This is a genomic window from Aggregatibacter sp. oral taxon 513 (genome assembly GCF_018128305.1).
Lineage (GTDB): Bacteria > Pseudomonadota > Gammaproteobacteria > Enterobacterales > Pasteurellaceae > Aggregatibacter > Aggregatibacter segnis_A.
This window is the reverse complement of the sequence record NZ_CP072381.1, coordinates 1,696,024-1,712,487: the sequence shown is the minus strand read 5'-3', so window position 1 is coordinate 1,712,487 and position 16,464 is coordinate 1,696,024. Positions and strand designations below refer to the sequence as shown.

The 16,464-nt window shown below is 43.9% G+C and carries 15 protein-coding genes; 9 read left to right on the top strand and 6 right to left on the bottom strand.

Features of this window, described 5'->3' with window-relative positions:
- Positions 1-49 precede the first annotated feature (49 nt).
- Both nfuA and J5A60_RS08205 read right to left on the bottom strand, forming a co-directional pair.
- Entirely contained in the window at positions 50-634 is a 585-nt protein-coding gene (gene nfuA, locus J5A60_RS08210; RefSeq protein ID WP_048750865.1) for a Fe-S biogenesis protein NfuA, read from the bottom strand.
- Positions 635-743: 109 nt separating this feature from the next.
- The gene (locus J5A60_RS08205) at positions 744-1,430 is read right to left on the bottom strand and encodes a phosphoribosyltransferase family protein (protein ID WP_212510045.1); all 687 of its coding nucleotides are present in this window, start codon (positions 1,428-1,430) and stop codon (positions 744-746) included.
- A 154-nt stretch (positions 1,431-1,584) separates the two neighbouring features.
- Between J5A60_RS08205 and J5A60_RS08200 the strand changes: the two genes are divergently transcribed.
- Positions 1,585-2,400, top strand: coding sequence for a Cof-type HAD-IIB family hydrolase (locus J5A60_RS08200; RefSeq protein ID WP_212510044.1), 816 nt, complete (start codon positions 1,585-1,587; stop codon positions 2,398-2,400).
- 35 nt (positions 2,401-2,435) lie between these two features.
- Here the strand turns inward: J5A60_RS08200 and purN are convergent, their stop codons facing one another.
- Both purN and purM read right to left on the bottom strand, forming a co-directional pair.
- Positions 2,436-3,074, bottom strand: a complete 639-nt coding sequence (gene purN, locus J5A60_RS08195; protein ID WP_212510043.1) for a phosphoribosylglycinamide formyltransferase — start codon at positions 3,072-3,074, stop codon at positions 2,436-2,438.
- On the bottom strand, positions 3,074-4,114 hold the full coding sequence (gene purM / locus J5A60_RS08190; protein ID WP_212510042.1) for a phosphoribosylformylglycinamidine cyclo-ligase: 1,041 nt from the start codon (positions 4,112-4,114) through the stop codon (positions 3,074-3,076). Before purM ends, purN begins: the two co-directional genes overlap by 1 nt.
- 184 nt (positions 4,115-4,298) lie before the next feature.
- Between purM and J5A60_RS08185 the strand changes: the two genes are divergently transcribed.
- Positions 4,299-4,799 (top strand): surface-adhesin E family protein, encoded by a 501-nt coding sequence (locus J5A60_RS08185; RefSeq protein WP_032998013.1) that lies wholly within the window; start codon positions 4,299-4,301, stop codon positions 4,797-4,799.
- Positions 4,800-4,896: 97 nt separating this feature from the next.
- Here the strand turns inward: J5A60_RS08185 and clpB are convergent, their stop codons facing one another.
- A complete protein-coding gene (gene clpB, locus J5A60_RS08180) occupies positions 4,897-7,467 on the bottom strand; it encodes an ATP-dependent chaperone ClpB (protein ID WP_212510041.1) in 2,571 nt (856 codons plus the stop codon).
- A gap of 246 nt (positions 7,468-7,713) precedes the next feature.
- Here clpB and J5A60_RS08175 point away from each other — a divergent pair, with 246 nt between their 5' ends.
- Complete coding sequence (locus tag J5A60_RS08175; protein WP_212510040.1) at positions 7,714-8,328, top strand: helix-hairpin-helix domain-containing protein; 615 nt, start codon at positions 7,714-7,716, stop codon at positions 8,326-8,328.
- Positions 8,329-8,387: 59 nt separating this feature from the next.
- Here the strand turns inward: J5A60_RS08175 and asd are convergent, their stop codons facing one another.
- Entirely contained in the window at positions 8,388-9,500 is a 1,113-nt protein-coding gene (gene asd, locus J5A60_RS08170; protein ID WP_212510039.1) for an aspartate-semialdehyde dehydrogenase, read from the bottom strand.
- A 252-nt stretch (positions 9,501-9,752) separates the two neighbouring features.
- Here asd and pyrR point away from each other — a divergent pair, with 252 nt between their 5' ends.
- From pyrR to leuS, 6 genes are all read left to right on the top strand, one after another.
- Positions 9,753-10,289 carry a bifunctional pyr operon transcriptional regulator/uracil phosphoribosyltransferase PyrR gene (pyrR, locus tag J5A60_RS08165; RefSeq protein WP_109128830.1) on the top strand — a complete coding sequence of 179 codons (537 nt, stop codon included), beginning with the start codon at positions 9,753-9,755 and terminating at the stop codon, positions 10,287-10,289.
- A gap of 70 nt (positions 10,290-10,359) precedes the next feature.
- On the top strand, positions 10,360-11,283 hold the full coding sequence (locus J5A60_RS08160) for a peptidylprolyl isomerase (protein ID WP_212510038.1): 924 nt from the start codon (positions 10,360-10,362) through the stop codon (positions 11,281-11,283).
- A 78-nt stretch (positions 11,284-11,361) separates the two neighbouring features.
- Positions 11,362-12,225 (top strand): 16S rRNA (adenine(1518)-N(6)/adenine(1519)-N(6))-dimethyltransferase RsmA, encoded by an 864-nt coding sequence (gene rsmA / locus J5A60_RS08155; protein WP_212510037.1) that lies wholly within the window; start codon positions 11,362-11,364, stop codon positions 12,223-12,225.
- A gap of 15 nt (positions 12,226-12,240) precedes the next feature.
- Positions 12,241-13,068, top strand: a complete 828-nt coding sequence (gene apaH / locus J5A60_RS08150) for a bis(5'-nucleosyl)-tetraphosphatase (symmetrical) ApaH (RefSeq protein ID WP_212510036.1) — start codon at positions 12,241-12,243, stop codon at positions 13,066-13,068.
- An 8-nt stretch (positions 13,069-13,076) separates the two neighbouring features.
- Positions 13,077-13,709, top strand: a complete 633-nt coding sequence (locus J5A60_RS08145; RefSeq protein WP_212510035.1) for a glucose-6-phosphate 1-dehydrogenase family protein — start codon at positions 13,077-13,079, stop codon at positions 13,707-13,709.
- A 118-nt stretch (positions 13,710-13,827) separates the two neighbouring features.
- Positions 13,828-16,416, top strand: a complete 2,589-nt coding sequence (gene leuS / locus J5A60_RS08140) for a leucine--tRNA ligase (RefSeq protein WP_212510034.1) — start codon at positions 13,828-13,830, stop codon at positions 16,414-16,416.
- Positions 16,417-16,464: the final 48 nt, after the last annotated feature.

Genomic DNA, 16,464 nt, shown 5'->3' with positions numbered 1-16,464 from the left:
TTTTCACAGACAACAAAAAACCACCTTTTCGGTGGTTTTTTATTTTGGTTTAATAATAAGAATGTTCGCCGCGTTGATGTTCCGTCACATCTTTTGCGCCTTTTAATTCATCCGGGAAGAGGCTGATTAATTGTTTTTCTACGCCGTCCTTCAAGGTGACATCCACCATGGAGCAACCGTTGCAACCACCACCGAATTGTAGAATCGCATACCCGTCATCGGTGATTTCCAATAAGGTGATTTTGCCGCCGTGGCTTGCTAATTGCGGGTTGATTTGGGTTTGAATGACATATTCCACGCGTTCGATTAACGGCGCATCATCTGCCACTTTACGCATTTTGGCGTTTGGTGCTTTTAAGGTGAGTTGTGCGCCTAATTCTTCCGTAACATAGTCGATTTCTGCGTCTTCCAAAAATGGCAGACTGATGTCATCCACAAAGGCAGAAAAGGTGTCGTATTTGAATTCTGTGTCGCTCGCTTCCACTGAGTTTGGTGGGCAATAAGAGACGCCACATTCCGCATTAGGCGTACCAGGGTTGACGACGAAAATACGAATGTTAGTGCCTTCTTCTTGCTGATCTAATAAACGGCGGAAATGTGCTTGTGCTTCCGCTGAAATGGTAATTTGTTGCATAACGCTCCCACGATAAAACCTAATTAAATTTGTCGGATATGATACGCTTCATGCGGTTTTTTTTCCACCTTTTGGTGTAATAAAAAATGCCGCTGCCTTATCATGCGTTTTATGTTCGGGCCAGCCCCCACACTTGAATATGTGTCACATTCGCTTTGCGTAATAACTTGGCGATTTCGTTTAACGTAGAACCGGTGGTGATCACATCGTCTATTAAGGCAACATGACGATAAGGAAAATCTCTGGCTTTATCGGAAAGTTGAAAGGCATTTTTGAGATTTTGACGTCGATCTTTGGCACTAAGGCCTCGTTGGGTCGGTGTGCGTTTGGTACGAGTAATTAAGTCGTTTTTGACGGGAACCTTGAGCCATTGGCTCAGTTGACGCGCCAATAAGTCCGCTTGGTTATATCCCCGTTGCCATTGCCGAACATGATGTAACGGCACAGGCAGGATCACCTCAGGCAAAGGCAATTGATGATTTCGTCGAGTTTCGCGGATGGCCAAATACAGCAGGCGCGCTAAAGTGCGGTCGAGTTGAAATTGTTTTTGAAATTTAAAGCGATGAATCAGCGTGGAAAGCGGTTCGTTGTAACGCCCGATGATGACCATGCGATCCCACGCCGGTTCCTGCTGTAAACAGTTGCCGCAGTGCAAGGCGTTTTCCATCAGTTCTGAACCACAGCAACCACAATAAGGAAAACGCCGAATCGTTCGATTACAACGGCTACATAAGCCATGTTTGGCAAGTTTAAGAGGCGCATGGCAATGCACGCAGCTGGATTGAAAAACGTTCATAAAAGCGACCGCACTTGATTAAGAAAACCGGCACATCATAAAGTGCGGTGCTTTTTTTCGTTGTTTTTTTGCCCGATTTTAGGATCTGCCTCGCAAAAATGCTAAAATCAGGCAACATTTCTGCCAGACAGTGAATTTAATAGAAGAGAAAAGCATGACAATCCCGAATTATCGAGACCAAATCAAAGTGGTCTTTTTTGATATTGACGATACGTTGTTTATGAAAGAACGTGATTTTCTGCCGGCAACGGTGCCGGTGTTTATGCGTAAGTTGAAAGAAAATGGCATTATTCCTGCCATTGCCACAGGGCGTACTCGTTGTGCTTTCCCGCATAAATTGAAGCAGGTGATAGAGCAGGAAGGCATCGATTTGTTTGTGACCATGAACGGGCAAATGGCGAGTTATCGCGGGCAAGTCATTGAGAAACATGTGATTCCAACGGAAAAAATTCGCCGTTTAGTGCATTTTTTTGAGCAACATAATATGCCTTATGCGTTTGTCGCGGATCATACGGTGGCGGTTTCAGAGCGGAATTCAGTGGTGCAGTTTGCGATGGATCCGATCTTGAAAGATTACATCGTGGATAAAGCCTTTTTTGAAACAAATGATGTTAGCCAAGTGCTGCCGTTTTATCGCGCGGAACAGGATGAGTTGGTGCGGAATTCAGGCGTATTAGATGGCTTGCGCGTGGTGCGTTGGCATGAAGATTCTGTGGATTTATTTGATGCAGAAGGCTCGAAAGCACGTGGTATTCAAGCGGTGGTCAAGCATTTGGGACTACAGATGGATAATGTGATGGCGTTCGGTGATCAATTAAACGATTTGGAAATGTTAAGCACCGTGGGCGTAGGTGTGGCGATGGGCAATGGACATGAAAAACTCAAAGCGATTGCCGATCATGTGGCGGAACAGCTTGACCAAGACGGCATTTATCGGTTTTTACTCAAAGCCGGATTAATTGACGAATAAAAAATAACGCGCTGAAAAGCGCGTTTTTTATATCTTTAGTCAATCGCATAACCTTGCGGTGGTAAGCGGTTGCCGTCTAAATAGGCATGGTTGTCGATTAACTTGAGTCTTCCCTCAGCAAACCATTTTATTGCCAACGGATAAAAACGAATTTCTTGTTCTTTGACCCGTTGCTCAATATCTGCAATATCATCTTCGGCAAAAATAGGCACTTTGGCTTGTAGCACAATGGCGCCGCCATCCACTTCTTCATTGACAAAATGAATGGTCATGCCGTGTTCCGTCTCACCGGCTTCGATAGCGCGTTGATAGGTATGTAGCCCGGGATATTTTGGCAATAAGGAAGGGTGAATGTTGAGAATTTTTCCCGCAAAGCGTTGGGTAAATTCTGCCGTGAGGATTTTCATGTAGCCGGCCAGCACAATTAAATCTGCACCGAGATTGTCGATTTCATCTGCGATATGGCGATCCATGGCGAGATTGTCGGCATAATTGCTACGCAAAAAAGTGCGGTAAAAAATACCCGCACTTTTCGCCCGCTGTAGCCCAAAGGCATCCGCTTGATTGCTGAATACGCCAACGACTTCACCGTCAATATAGCGCGATTCACAAGCATCAATAATCGCCTGTAAATTCGCGCCATAACCGGAAATAAGAACAACGATTTTTTTCATTAACGAATAACAACTTGCGGTTCGTTTTCATTAGCGAGATGTTGAATATCCCCGATGACCCAAGCGGTTTCACCTGCCTGTTGTAGCAGACCTAATGCAGTTTCCACGTCTTCTTGTGGCAATGCAATCACCATACCCACCCCACAGTTAAAGGTGCGATACATTTCGTAGTCGGTGATATTGCCTTGTTGTTGCAACCAATTAAATACTGTCGGCCATTGCCAGCTGTTTTCATTGATCACCGCTTTGACGCTGTTTGGTAATACGCGCGGGATATTTTCCCAGAAACCGCCACCGGTTAAGTGAGCGATAGCGTGAACATTCACGTGTTTGATTAATTGTAGAATGGATTTTACGTAGATTTTTGTCGGTGCCAGTACATGGTCGGCTAATGGACGGCCCTCTAATTGGGCTTCAGCAGGGTTCACACCGGCAACATCAATCACTTTGCGAATTAAAGAATAGCCGTTAGAGTGTGGGCCACTAGAAGCGAGGGCGATTAACGCATCGCCAACTTTGACTTGACTGCCATCAATAATTTCCGATTTTTCCACCACGCCGACGCAGAAACCGGCAAGGTCGTAATCGCCTTCGTGGTACATGCCCGGCATTTCTGCCGTTTCGCCGCCCACTAAAGCGCAGCCGGATTGTTCACAACCGTTTGCAATTCCTTTAATCACGTTGGCGGCAACATCTACATCTAATTTGCCTGTGGCATAATAATCCAGGAAGAATAACGGTTCGGCACCTTGTACCACCAAATCGTTTACACACATTGCCACCAAATCGATACCGATACTGTCGTGACGATTTAAATCAATGGCTAAACGCAATTTTGTGCCGACACCGTCAGTACCTGACACCAAAATCGGCTCTTTATATTTAGATGGAATGGCACAAAGTGCACCGAAACCGCCTAAACCGCCCATCACCTCAGGACGAGTGGTGCGTTTTACTTCCGGTTTAATGCGTTCAACTAATTCATTACCTGCATGAATATCCACGCCGGCATCTTTATAACTTAAGGATTGTGTACTCACGATGGCTTCCCGTTAATGATGACTAAATTAATTAGGGCGCCATTGTACACGCTTACGCAAACGTTTGCGATACGTGTAAAGAATTTTTCTCCGAAAGCCGGCTTTCAATTAGCTATTGAATAAGAATTGTGCCAAAATGAAAGGCATAGGAATAGTGCCCTTTGGCGTGAATAAGGAGTCTGATATGAAAAAAACGTTTGTATTTTTAACCGCACTTTTATTGGCTGCTTGCTCTTCCTCGCCTTCCACCAAGCCGGCGTTAAATTCACAAGTCAATGCGAAAGCGCAGGGCGATGTTCCGCTTGTTCCGCCAAAAGAAACGAAAAACGGTTTTTTACAACTTGTGCCGGGTATTTTTTATTATGTGGACACCAATTCCGTTTGGGTAGATAACAAGGACAAACGCCTGATTCATTTTGATGTGGTGATTAACTTGGACAAAGGGTTATATGTATTCAAAGATCATCCGACGCTTTATGCCAAATCCATGCGCCAATATAAAATTTTAAATTGTGAGAGCCACTATTTTACCCACGTGCGCAGCGATTTCTACGCTGATTTTTGGGGTGACGGTATTCGCACCGCGCCGAAACGCCAATCTCAACATACTATCGCGTTACAGCCACAATCTTCCCTTTATACGTTAGGGCAAGTGATGTGTGCGAACATGTACCGTCGGAAATAAGAAAAGAAAAAGTGCGGTAGATTTTGACCGCACTTTCTGTCACTGAGATAACAAAAAAGCCATTTAGCATTCACTAAATGGCTTTTGTTTTTATGTTTTATTGTTTAGCCACAATTTTGCCGTCAACGTAATCCACGCTAATCGGTTTTTCCGGTAATAAACTACCGGAAAGGATTTGTTGCGCTAACGGGTTCTCAATTTCTTGCTGAATCGCACGTTTTAATGGACGCGCGCCGTAAATCGGGTCATAGCCGATTTCGCTAATGAAATTGAGGGTGGCATCCGTAAAGTGCAACACATAGCCACGGCTTTCCATGCGGTTGATTAAGCGTTTTAACTGAATTTCCGCAATGGCGCGAATGTTGTCTTTATTCAACGGATGGAACACCACGGTTTCGTCAATTCGGTTAATAAATTCCGGACGGAAATGTTGGCTCACCACAGACATCACTAACGCTTTCATGTCGTCGTAGCTTTCTTCTTGGTTGCCTTGAATCAAATCGGAGCCCAAGTTAGACGTCATGATCACCACCGTATTGCGGAAATCCACGGTTCTGCCTTGTCCGTCGGTTAAACGGCCGTCATCCAACACTTGCAACAAGATGTTGAATACATCGTGGTGCGCTTTTTCCACTTCGTCGAGCAAAATCACAGAATACGGGCGACGACGTACGGCTTCGGTTAAATAGCCGCCTTCTTCATAGCCCACATAGCCCGGAGGTGCGCCGACCAAGCGGGACACGCTGTGTTTTTCCATGAATTCGGACATATCGATACGCACCATGGCATCTTCGCTGTCGAATAAGAATTTCGCCAAGGTTTTACACAATTCGGTTTTACCCACACCGGTTGGCCCTAAGAACAAGAAGGAACCAATTGGGCGATTCGGATCGGAAAGACCGGCACGGCTACGACGAATGGCATTCGCCACAGCATCCACGGCTTCGTTTTGCCCGATAACCCGTTTGTGCAATTCTTCTTCCATGCGCAAGAGTTTTTCTTTTTCGCCTTCCATCATTTTAGCGACCGGAATGCCGGTGGCACGGGAAAGTACTTCGGCAATTTCCTCGTCGGTAACACGATAGCGTAATAGGCTCATTTCTTTGCCTTCCGCACCTTCTGCTGCAGCTAATTGTTTTTCCAATTCCGGAATTTTACCGTATTGCAATTCGGACATTTTGCTCAAATCACCGGCACGACGGGCTTGTTCCATTTGGGTACGGGCGTTTTCCAATTCAGCTTTAATGTGTTGAGTACCTGAAAGGGCAGCTTTTTCGGATTTCCACACTTCTTCTAATTCAGCGTATTCCCGTTCTTTTTCCGCTAATTCTTTTTCTAACATCTCCAAGCGTTTGCGGCTGGCATCGTCATCTTCTTTTTGTAACGCCTGTTGTTCCAATTTGAGTTGGATAATACGGCGATCCAAGCGATCCAACGGCTGTGGTTTGGAGTCGATTTCCATCCGAATGCTGGATGCGGCTTCGTCGATCAAGTCGATGGCTTTATCCGGTAACTGGCGATCGGAAATGTAACGATGGGACAATGTTGCCGCTGCCACAATAGCCGGGTCGGTAATTTGCACATGGTGATGGATTTCATAACGTTCTTTTAAGCCGCGCAAAATAGCAATGGTATCTTCCACGCTTGGTTCGCCCACAAACACTTTTTGGAAACGACGTTCAAGAGCCGCGTCTTTTTCAATGTATTGGCGATATTCGTCTAACGTAGTCGCGCCTACACAATGCAATTCACCGCGTGCCAAACTTGGTTTTAACAAGTTGCCCGCATCCATGGCACCATCGGTTTTACCCGCACCCACCATGGTGTGAATTTCATCAATAAATAAAATGACACGGCCTTCTTCCTGCGCCAATTCTTTCAAAACGGCTTTCAGGCGTTCTTCAAATTCACCGCGATATTTTGCCCCGGCGATTAATGCGCCCATATCAAGTGAAAGTACGCGTTTATTTTTTAAACCTTCCGGCACTTCGCCGTTTACAATACGTTGTGCCAACCCTTCCACAATGGCGGTTTTACCCACGCCCGGTTCACCGATAAGCACAGGGTTGTTTTTGGTGCGGCGTTGCAACACTTGAATGGTGCGGCGGATTTCTTCATCACGCCCAATCACAGGATCCAATTTGCCACTTTCCGCACGAGCGGTTAAGTCGATAGTATATTTTTCTAAGGCTTGGCGGCTTTCTTCCGCATTTTGGTCATTCACGTTTTGTCCTCCACGAATATGATCGATGGCTTGTAAAATTTGTTCTTTTTTCGCACCGCACTTTTTCAGTATCTCGCTAACAGTGCCTTTTTCTTCCAAGGCAGCAAGTAAAAAGAGTTCGGAGGAGATAAATTTATCCTGCCGTTGTTGCGCCAATTTATCGCATAAATTCAAGATGTTAAGCAACTGACGGGAAAGTTGTACATCACCGCCATTGCCGGACACTTGCGGAAGTTTTGCAAGTTCGTTGTTGAGTTCGTTGCGCAACGCAGCAACATTCACACCACTTGCGGTTAAAATCGGTGCCACCGAACCGTCTTGTTGATTTAACAAGGCACTCAATAAATGCACCGGTTCAATAAATTGATTATCCTTGCCAATCGCTAAAGATTGCGCTTCAGCAATGGCTTGTTGGAATTTAGTGGTAAATTTTTCAATATTCATAAGTATTTCCTTCTTCGTTCCATGGATGTTCTGTTGAACATTTGTTCGCCAAATTTAAATAAGATCGTTTTGAGGGATTTCAAGAGAAAAAATGAAAAATTTAGTCTTGCCTATGAATTTTTTAGATTTGATAGGTTTTATTTGTTTGAACTTTTAGTACATCTTTGGCTCTAACAAAAGCGTTTATCATAGAAAAGTGCGGTGTTTTTTCGCCGTCTTTTTATTTAGTAAATAAAGGAAGAAAACATGAAATTATTAAAATCTTTGTTGGCGTTAGCGGTTGCTATTGCTGTTTCCTCTACTGCATTGGCGGAAGAAAATGTTTTATCTGAAGTGAAAGAAGGCGCAAAATCTGCATGGCAAACCGTGAAAGAAGACAGTAAAGCGGCTGGCACTAAAATAAAGAATGGTGCAGTGAAAGTAAAAGAGACGACGAAAGAAAAATTCGGTGAGGCCAAGGATGCAACCAAAGAGAAATTTAGCGAAGCTAAAGAGGCAACAAAAGAAAAGTTGACTGAGGCGAAAGAGGTTACTCAAGAAAAAGTTGCAGAAGGTAAGAAAGCGATAAAAGACAAATTACGCAATGACAAACCGGCACAGGTGGAAGATAAATCTACCGCGAAAGAAAAAAGTGCGGTGGAAAATAAAGCCAAAATGACACAAGGTAAAAAAGTGGATATTAATACCGCGGATGCGGCGACATTAGAAAGTTTGTCCGGTATTGGTGAGGCGAAAGCCAAAGCGATTATTGAGTATCGTGAGAAAAACGGTAAGTTTAAAAATCTAGATGATTTATCTAAAGTGCCAGGTATTGGCGATGCAACATTAGAAAAAGTGAAATCTCACGTGCGTTTTAATTAATTTTCCAAGACAAAAAGAAGGGCTGTATTGAACAGCCCTTTGTTTTTAGAAAATAGAGATTATTTTACTAGTTGCACTAAAATACGGCGAATTGGTTCTGCTGCACCCCATAATAATTGGTCGCCGACAGTGAATGCTGCCAAATATTCAGGTCCTAAGTTGAGCTTGCGTAAACGTCCTACCGGAACGCTTAATGTGCCGGTGACTTTGGTTGGCGTGAGTTCACGCAAGGAACTTTCTTTATCGTTCGGAATGACTTTCACCCACTCGTTGTGTGATGCCAAAATTTGCTCGATTTCTGCCAGTGGAATGTCGCGTTTTAATTTGATGGTGAACGCTTGGCTGTGGCAGCGTAATGCACCAATACGCACACATAAACCGTCAACCGGAATTGGATTGTTGCTTAATCCTAAAATCTTATTGGTTTCCGCATAGCCTTTCCATTCTTCTTTGGTTTGACCATTTTCTAATAATTTGTCGATCCAAGGGATCAAACTGCCTGCGAGAGGCGCACCAAAATTATCAATCGGGAAATTGTTGTCGCGCATTTTCGCGGTAACAGCGCGTTCAATGTCTAAAATAGAGGAATTCGGATCTGCTAATAAGCCTTTCACTTCACCGTTTAATTCGCCCATTTGCACTAATAATTCACGCATGTTTTTCGCACCGGCACCACTGGCGGCTTGGTAAGTCGCAACGGAGATCCATTCCACTAAATCTTTCTCGAATAAACCGCCTAATGCCATTAACATTAAACTTACGGTACAGTTACCGCCCACATAGGTTTTTACACCGTTTTTCAACCCTTCGCTGATGACGTGCTGGTTTACCGGATCCAATACGATTATCGCATCCTTTTCCATACGTAATGCAGATGCTGCATCGACCCAGTAGCCATTCCAACCGGTAGCTTTTAATTTTGGATAAACTTCGTTGGTGTAATCGCCGCCTTGGCAGGTGACGATAATGTCGAGTTTTTTCAGCTCTTCAATATCGAATGCATTTTTTAAGGTACCGGCATCTTTTCCACTGAAAGTCGGTGCAGGCTGTCCAGCTTGAGAGGTCGTAAAGAAAACCGGATTGATATTTGCAAAATCATTTTCTTGCTGCATGCGATCCATTAAAACGGAACCGACCATTCCGCGCCAACCGATAAAACCAACGTTTTTCATAAGTTTGTCCTTCTAAATAAGATTGAAAATATGTTGTGTAAGCGCGTAATTAATAGCAAGAGAACGCAAATAAAAGCAAGTATTTTTCCGATATTTTTTTACTTTTTAAAATAATCCCAAAACTGACCGCACTTTTTCTTTTATTTGTCTTAATGTTAAGGTCAGAAAACAGGGAGTTGATATGAGCAAAGCGATTGAATTTATGCTATGTTAAATATCGTTTTTATTGTGCTAATGGGTGGCTTTAACCTTATGGAAAAAATCATTATTGATGAAAATCAGTTTTTTAGAACGATTTCTCGTATCTCACATGAAATCATTGAAAAACATCATACGTTAGATAATTTGGTCATTGTCGGTATTAAACGACGGGGCGCGGAAATTGCGGCGTTAATTAAACATAAAATTAAAGAATTAACGCAAGTTGAACTTCCTTCTTTTGATTTGGATATCACCTTTTATCGCGATGATCTTGAGCCAACCCAAGAAGAGCGGGTGCCGATTTATAGTGGCGCTTCCGATTTTATTAATATCCAGCATAAAGAAGTGATTTTAGTGGACGATGTGCTGTTTACCGGTCGTACGATTCGTGCTGCGTTGGATGCGTTAGTGGATTTTGGACGTGCAGCAAAAGTGGAGTTGGTGATTTTCGTGGATAGAGGGCATCGTGAATTACCAATTCGTGCAGATTATGTAGGGAAAAATGTGCCGACCAGTCGCAGTGAAAATATTCAGGTACGTACCATGAAGTTTGACCAATGTTACGAAGTGGCGTTATTAACGAAATAAATTTGTGAACCTTTATTAAAATTGATAATCTAAACAACAATTTCAACCCTATAACGGAATATTAACGAAGATGAATTTGAAGTCTGTTTTGTTTGTCGCACTTGGTTTTGTGGCATTTATTGCAAATGCGCAAGCTGAGGAAAAAGTGGTTGCGACAGTAAACGGCGTTCCTGTGTTGGAAAGCCAAGTAAAAAGTGCTTTAACGAAGAAAAGTAATCGCCAAGCAGCTTTAGATAAAGTGATTGACGATATTTTGGTTGCGCAGGCAGTAAAAGAATCCGGTGTCTCCGTTAATAATGCGCAAGTGGATCAAATTATTGAAGGCATCGCAGCGCAAAACGGTTTAACTTTCGGTCAGTTGCTTGATGCTCTTGATTATCAAGGCATTAGTTATGCGGCATATCGTCAACAAATTGCGCAACAACTGATGATGTCGGAAGTACGTAATCGCGCAATTAGCCAAAGCGTTGATGTCTCTCGTGAACAGGTTGAAGCGTTAGCAAAAAAAATGTTGGCAGATGCTAAGGCAAAAGGCAACGTGGCGAAACTGACGGATACCCAATACGAAGTGCGTCATATTTTGTTAAAACTCAACCCGTTATTAAACGATGCACAGGCCAAAGCACAGCTTGAACAAATCCGTGCGGATATTCTTGCCGGCAAAACAACGTTTGCTGATGCTGCATTAAAATATTCCAAAGATTATTTATCCGGTGCTAACGGCGGTAGCTTAGGTTATGCTTTCCCGGAAATGTACGTGGGCCCGTTTAATAAAGCGGTACGTACAACAAAACAAGGTGTCATTAGTGCGCCGTTTAAAACTGAATTTGGATGGCATATTTTGGAAGTGACTAATACTCGTCAGGCGGACCGCACAGAAGATGCTTATCGTCAAAAAGCCTACGAGCAAATCGTCAATCAGCAATTGCAAGATTCAGCCCGCGACTGGGTACAAGCATTGCGTAAACGAGCCAACATTAAATACATAAATTAACGGAAATCCCGACCCAATGGTCGGGATTTTGCTTTATAATACACCGCACTTTTCGTTATTTTTATAAGATCTTATTCAATGAATTCAAAAAAGCATTTAGGCCATACGGCGCGTAAACGGTTCGGGCAAAACTTTTTGCACGACAACAATGTGATTCAAAATATCGTGGCGGCAATCTATCCGCAAGCCAATCAATTTTTAGTGGAAATTGGTCCGGGCTTGGGGGCACTGACAGAACCTGTTGCGGAGCAAGTGGAGCATTTGACTGTATTAGAGCTTGACCGTGATTTGGCGGAGCGCTTACGTCACCACCCGTTTTTACATCAAAAACTCAATGTCATCGAAACCGATGCTATGCAGTTTGATTTTTCCTCTCTTTATGAACAAGAGCATTTGGCAGAGAAAGGTCAAAAACTGCGTGTGTTTGGTAACTTGCCGTATAACATTTCTACGCCGTTAATGTTCCATTTGTTTAAATATCATCACATTATTCAAGACATGCATTTCATGTTGCAGAAAGAAGTGGTGAAACGCCTATGTGCCGCGCCAAACAGCAAGGCTTATGGAAGATTGACTATTATGGCGCAATATTTCTGCCAAGTGATGCCGGTGTTGGAAGTGCCACCGAGTGCCTTCAAGCCTGCGCCGAAAGTCGATTCTGCGGTGGTTCGTTTAATTCCGCATGCCACATTGCCGCATCCGGTGAAAGATTTATATTGGCTTAATCGCGTCTGTTCTCAGGCATTTAATCAACGTCGCAAAACGTTGCGTAATGCCTTGTCCGGCTTATTTTTACCGGAAAATCTGACCGCACTTAATATCGATTTAAATGCACGTGCAGAAAATCTCAGCATTGCCGATTATGCCCGTTTAGCGAACTGGTTGGCGGATAACCCACCGGCAGAGGTGAGCAAAGAGGATGTGGTGGAGTCGGAAGAATAAAAAGAGCGGTCAAAAATGGCGACATATTTAGTGGGCGACCTACAAGGTTGTTATGACGAATTGCAGATGTTATTGGATCGAGTGAAATTCGACCCAACACAAGATACACTTTATTTAACCGGTGATTTGGTGGCACGGGGCGATAAATCGCTGGAATGTCTACGTTTCGTTAAATCCTTGGGAACTGCCGCTTACACCGTCTTAGGTAATCATGATTTACATTTAATTTCCACCGCACTTGGCATTAAAAAAATCAAACCTCGTGATCGTGTTGCACCGATTTTTGCCGCACCGGATTTTTTTGAATTAATCCATTGGCTACGTCAACAACCTTTATTGATTCACCACGAACAACTGAATTTCGTTATGACGCACGCCGGTATTTCGCCCGATTGGGATTTGGCGACCGCCAAAGCCTGTGCTAATGAAGTGGAAAATGTGCTGCGTCATGGCAATTATCGCTATCTCATTGAAAATATGTATTCGGAACAGCCTGATCGTTGGTCGCCAAATTTAAAAGGACTGGATCGTCTGCGTTACATTATTAATGCTTTTACTCGCATGCGTTTTTGCTATCGGGATCATCGCCTCGATTTTGCATGTAAACTGCCCATCAAAGAGGCACCGAAGAACCTTGCCCCCTGGTTTGCTTTAGACAATCCGCTGTATCAAACCGAAAATATTGTTTTTGGTCATTGGGCGAGCTTAGTGGATGAAATCACGCCACCGAATATTTATGCCCTCGATACCGGTTGCGTTTGGAACAATCGTCTCACTCTGTTGCGCTGGGAAGATAAGTGCTATTTCACCCAAAGTGCGGTCAAAAATTACAGTGATTTTTAGGAAGAATCATGAATTTCATTAATGCCGATGCGTGCGATCTCTTTAACATTCCCTTCTTCCAATTTGCCCAAATGAAGAAGTTTTGTCCCGAAGATATTCCGCAAATTAAGGCGGATTACAAAGTTCATTGGGATACGTGGAAAGCTACCATTTTGCAGGTGGCTGCCGAACTCGGTACCCCCTTTGCCAAGCCGCATATTGAAAGTTGGACGAACGGTTGGCAAGTACGAGGGCATTTCTTTGCCTATTTTAAATATGAATATAACCTTAATTCCGCTGCGATTTTGTCGGTGTTGCTGAATCGTCGTCGTTTATCGGTGAGTTTAGATTGGCATTGTTATCGCGCTGATCGCTCACAAATTAACGTGCAGCAATATAATCAATGGCTCGAGCATGTTGATTTTGCTCGCTTTGCCGAATTCAATATTTGGCGTGGTGATGAAAGCGAATACGATGATTTCCGTAAAGTCAGCCAGTTGAGCCAAAAGGACTTAACTTTGCGTTCTGACGAGGATTTTTGGTGCATTGGGCGAAATGTAGAAAAAGCGGAATTGGATAAATTAGATGTGACGCAATTTATTGTGGAAAGCATTCGTGATTTATTGCCATTATATGAGGCTTGCCACCAAGTTAAGCCGTAAAAAATATCCGAAATTCCCACCGCACTTCCTGTTATTTTTCCCCATTTTACGCTATTCTATGGCGTATTTTCTAAGTTAAAACCCGCTAAAGTGCGGTCTATTTTTAAGGTGATTTTTTATGCAAGAACAATATCGTCCTGATTTGCTTGAACCGGAAGTGCAAAAATTCTGGCAGGACAATAAAACTTTCAAAGCGGTACAAGATAACAACAAAGAAAAATATTACTGTCTTTCCATGTTGCCGTATCCATCCGGCCGTTTGCACATGGGGCATGTGCGTAATTACACCATCGGTGATGTGGTTTCCCGTTATCAACGCATGATTGGTAAAAACGTGTTACAACCAATGGGTTGGGATGCGTTTGGTTTGCCTGCGGAAGGTGCGGCAGTAAAAAATAATACTGCCCCGGCAAAATGGACTTACGAAAATATTGAATACATGAAAAACCAGTTGCAACTGCTCGGCTTCAGTTATGACTGGGATCGTGAAGTGACCACGTGCCGTCCGGAATATTACAAATGGGAGCAATGGTTCTTTACCGAGTTATACAAAAAAGGCTTGGTGTATAAGAAAACCTCTACGGTGAACTGGTGTCCGAACGATAAAACCGTCTTGGCAAACGAGCAGGTGCATGAAGGTTGTTGCTGGCGCTGTGATACGCCGGTGGAACAAAAAGAAATTCCACAATGGTTTATTAAAATTACCGATTATGCCGAGCAATTATTGAATTGCTTGGATGACTTGCCACAATGGCCGGATCAAGTCAAAACCATGCAACGCAACTGGATTGGTCGTTCTGAAGGCGTGGAAATCACCTTTGATATTAAAGATACCAACGAAAAATTAGCGGTTTATACCACCCGTCCGGACACGTTCTACGGCGTGAGTTATGTGGCGGTAGCGGCAGCTCATCCATTGGCGACACTTGCGGCGCAAAATAATCCTGAATTAGCAGAGTTCATTCAAGAAGCGAAAAACACTAAAGTTGCGGAAGCGGACATCGCCACCATGGAGAAAAAAGGTATGGCTACCGGTTTGTATGCGGTGCATCCGTTAACCGGTGAACAAGTGCCTGTGTGGGTGGCGAACTTTGTGTTAATGCATTACGGTACCGGCGCGGTAATGGCTGTGCCGGCACACGACCAGCGCGACTATGAATTCGCACAAAAATACGGTTTGGCAGTGAAACAAGTGATCGAACCGATGAACGGTGAAGAAATTGATTTAACCAAACAAGCCTTTACCGAACACGGCAAACTGATTCATTCCGCTGAGTTTAATGGCTTGCCATTTGATGCGGCATTTAATGGCATCGCCGATAAATTAGAAAAATTAGGCGTGGGCAAACGCCAAGTGAATTACCGTTTACGCGACTGGGGCGTCTCTCGTCAACGTTATTGGGGCGCGCCGATTCCAATGTTAACCTTGGAAAACGGTGATGTAGTGCCGGTGCCAATGGAAGATTTACCTATCATTCTGCCGGAAGATGTGGTGATGAATGGCGTGAACAGCCCGATTAAAGCGGATCCTGAATGGGCGAAAACGACCTATCAAGGCAAGCCGGCGTTAAAAGAAACTGACACCTTCGACACCTTTATGGAGTCTTCTTGGTATTACGCCCGTTACACTTGCCCGGAATATCAACAAGGCATGTTAAACAGTGAAGAAGCGAACTACTGGTTGCCGGTGGATCAATATATCGGCGGTATCGAGCATGCGACCATGCATTTATTGTATTTCCGTTTCTTCCATAAATTATTGCGTGATGCAGGCCTTGTTACCAGTGATGAACCAGCAAATAAATTGTTATGCCAAGGCATGGTGTTAGCGGATGCGTTCTATTACACCAGCCCGACCAATGAACGTATTTGGGTTTCACCAACCAAAGTGACTTTAGAGCGTGACGACAAAGGTCGTATCGTGAAAGCGGTGGATGATGAAGGCCATGAGTTGGTGCACGCCGGTATGACGAAAATGTCGAAATCCAAAAACAACGGCATCGACCCGCAAGAAATGGTGGAAAAATACGGCGCGGACACTGTGCGCTTGTTCATGATGTTTGCCTCGCCTGCGGAAATGACCTTGGAATGGCAAGAATCCGGTGTGGAAGGCGCGAAACGTTTCTTAGCGCGTGTATGGAATTTGGTGTTTGAATACAGCAAAAATCCAACAAAAACAGCCGTCAATCCGACCGCACTTTCTAGCGTTCAAAAAGCGTTACGTCGTGATGTCCACAAAACCATTGCGAAAGTAAGCGATGACATTGGTCGTCGTCAAACGTTCAATACAGCGATTGCGGCAATCATGGAATTAATGAATAAACTCACCCGCGCACCGTTAGATGACGAGCAAGATCGTGCAGTGATGGCAGAAGCCTTGAGCGCTGTCGTGCGTATGCTTTATCCAATTACACCGCACATTTGTTTCCGTTTATGGAAAGAACTGGGTAATCAAGACATTATTGACTTTGCGCCTTGGGTGGAAGCGGATCCTGATGCGATGATTGAAGATGAAAAATTGATTGTGGTTCAGGTGAACGGAAAAGTGCGTGGTAAAGTCACTGTCGCTGCAGATGCAGATGAAGAAAGTGTGAAAGCGATCGCCTTTGCCGATGAAAACGTCAAACGCTTTACCGACGGAACGCAAATCGTTAAGGTAATTTACGTTGCTGGCAAATTACTTAATGTTGTGGTGAAACCGCAGTAATCTAATCAAAAAATGACCGCACTTAACGCAAAGTGCGGTCGATTTTTA

Coding starts and splice junctions, on each gene's coding strand:
- nfuA (WP_048750865.1), bottom strand. CDS start 634: ATGCAACAAATTACCATTTCAGCGGAAGCACAAGCACATTTCCGCCGT.
- J5A60_RS08205 (WP_212510045.1), bottom strand. CDS start 1,430: ATGAACGTTTTTCAATCCAGCTGCGTGCATTGCCATGCGCCTCTTAAA.
- J5A60_RS08200 (WP_212510044.1), top strand. CDS start 1,585: ATGACAATCCCGAATTATCGAGACCAAATCAAAGTGGTCTTTTTTGAT.
- purN (WP_212510043.1), bottom strand. CDS start 3,074: ATGAAAAAAATCGTTGTTCTTATTTCCGGTTATGGCGCGAATTTACAG.
- J5A60_RS08185 (WP_032998013.1), top strand. CDS start 4,299: ATGAAAAAAACGTTTGTATTTTTAACCGCACTTTTATTGGCTGCTTGC.
- clpB (WP_212510041.1), bottom strand. CDS start 7,467: ATGAATATTGAAAAATTTACCACTAAATTCCAACAAGCCATTGCTGAA.
- J5A60_RS08175 (WP_212510040.1), top strand. CDS start 7,714: ATGAAATTATTAAAATCTTTGTTGGCGTTAGCGGTTGCTATTGCTGTT.
- asd (WP_212510039.1), bottom strand. CDS start 9,500: ATGAAAAACGTTGGTTTTATCGGTTGGCGCGGAATGGTCGGTTCCGTT.
- pyrR (WP_109128830.1), top strand. CDS start 9,753: ATGGAAAAAATCATTATTGATGAAAATCAGTTTTTTAGAACGATTTCT.
- J5A60_RS08160 (WP_212510038.1), top strand. CDS start 10,360: ATGAATTTGAAGTCTGTTTTGTTTGTCGCACTTGGTTTTGTGGCATTT.
- rsmA (WP_212510037.1), top strand. CDS start 11,362: ATGAATTCAAAAAAGCATTTAGGCCATACGGCGCGTAAACGGTTCGGG.
- apaH (WP_212510036.1), top strand. CDS start 12,241: ATGGCGACATATTTAGTGGGCGACCTACAAGGTTGTTATGACGAATTG.
- J5A60_RS08145 (WP_212510035.1), top strand. CDS start 13,077: ATGAATTTCATTAATGCCGATGCGTGCGATCTCTTTAACATTCCCTTC.
- leuS (WP_212510034.1), top strand. CDS start 13,828: ATGCAAGAACAATATCGTCCTGATTTGCTTGAACCGGAAGTGCAAAAA.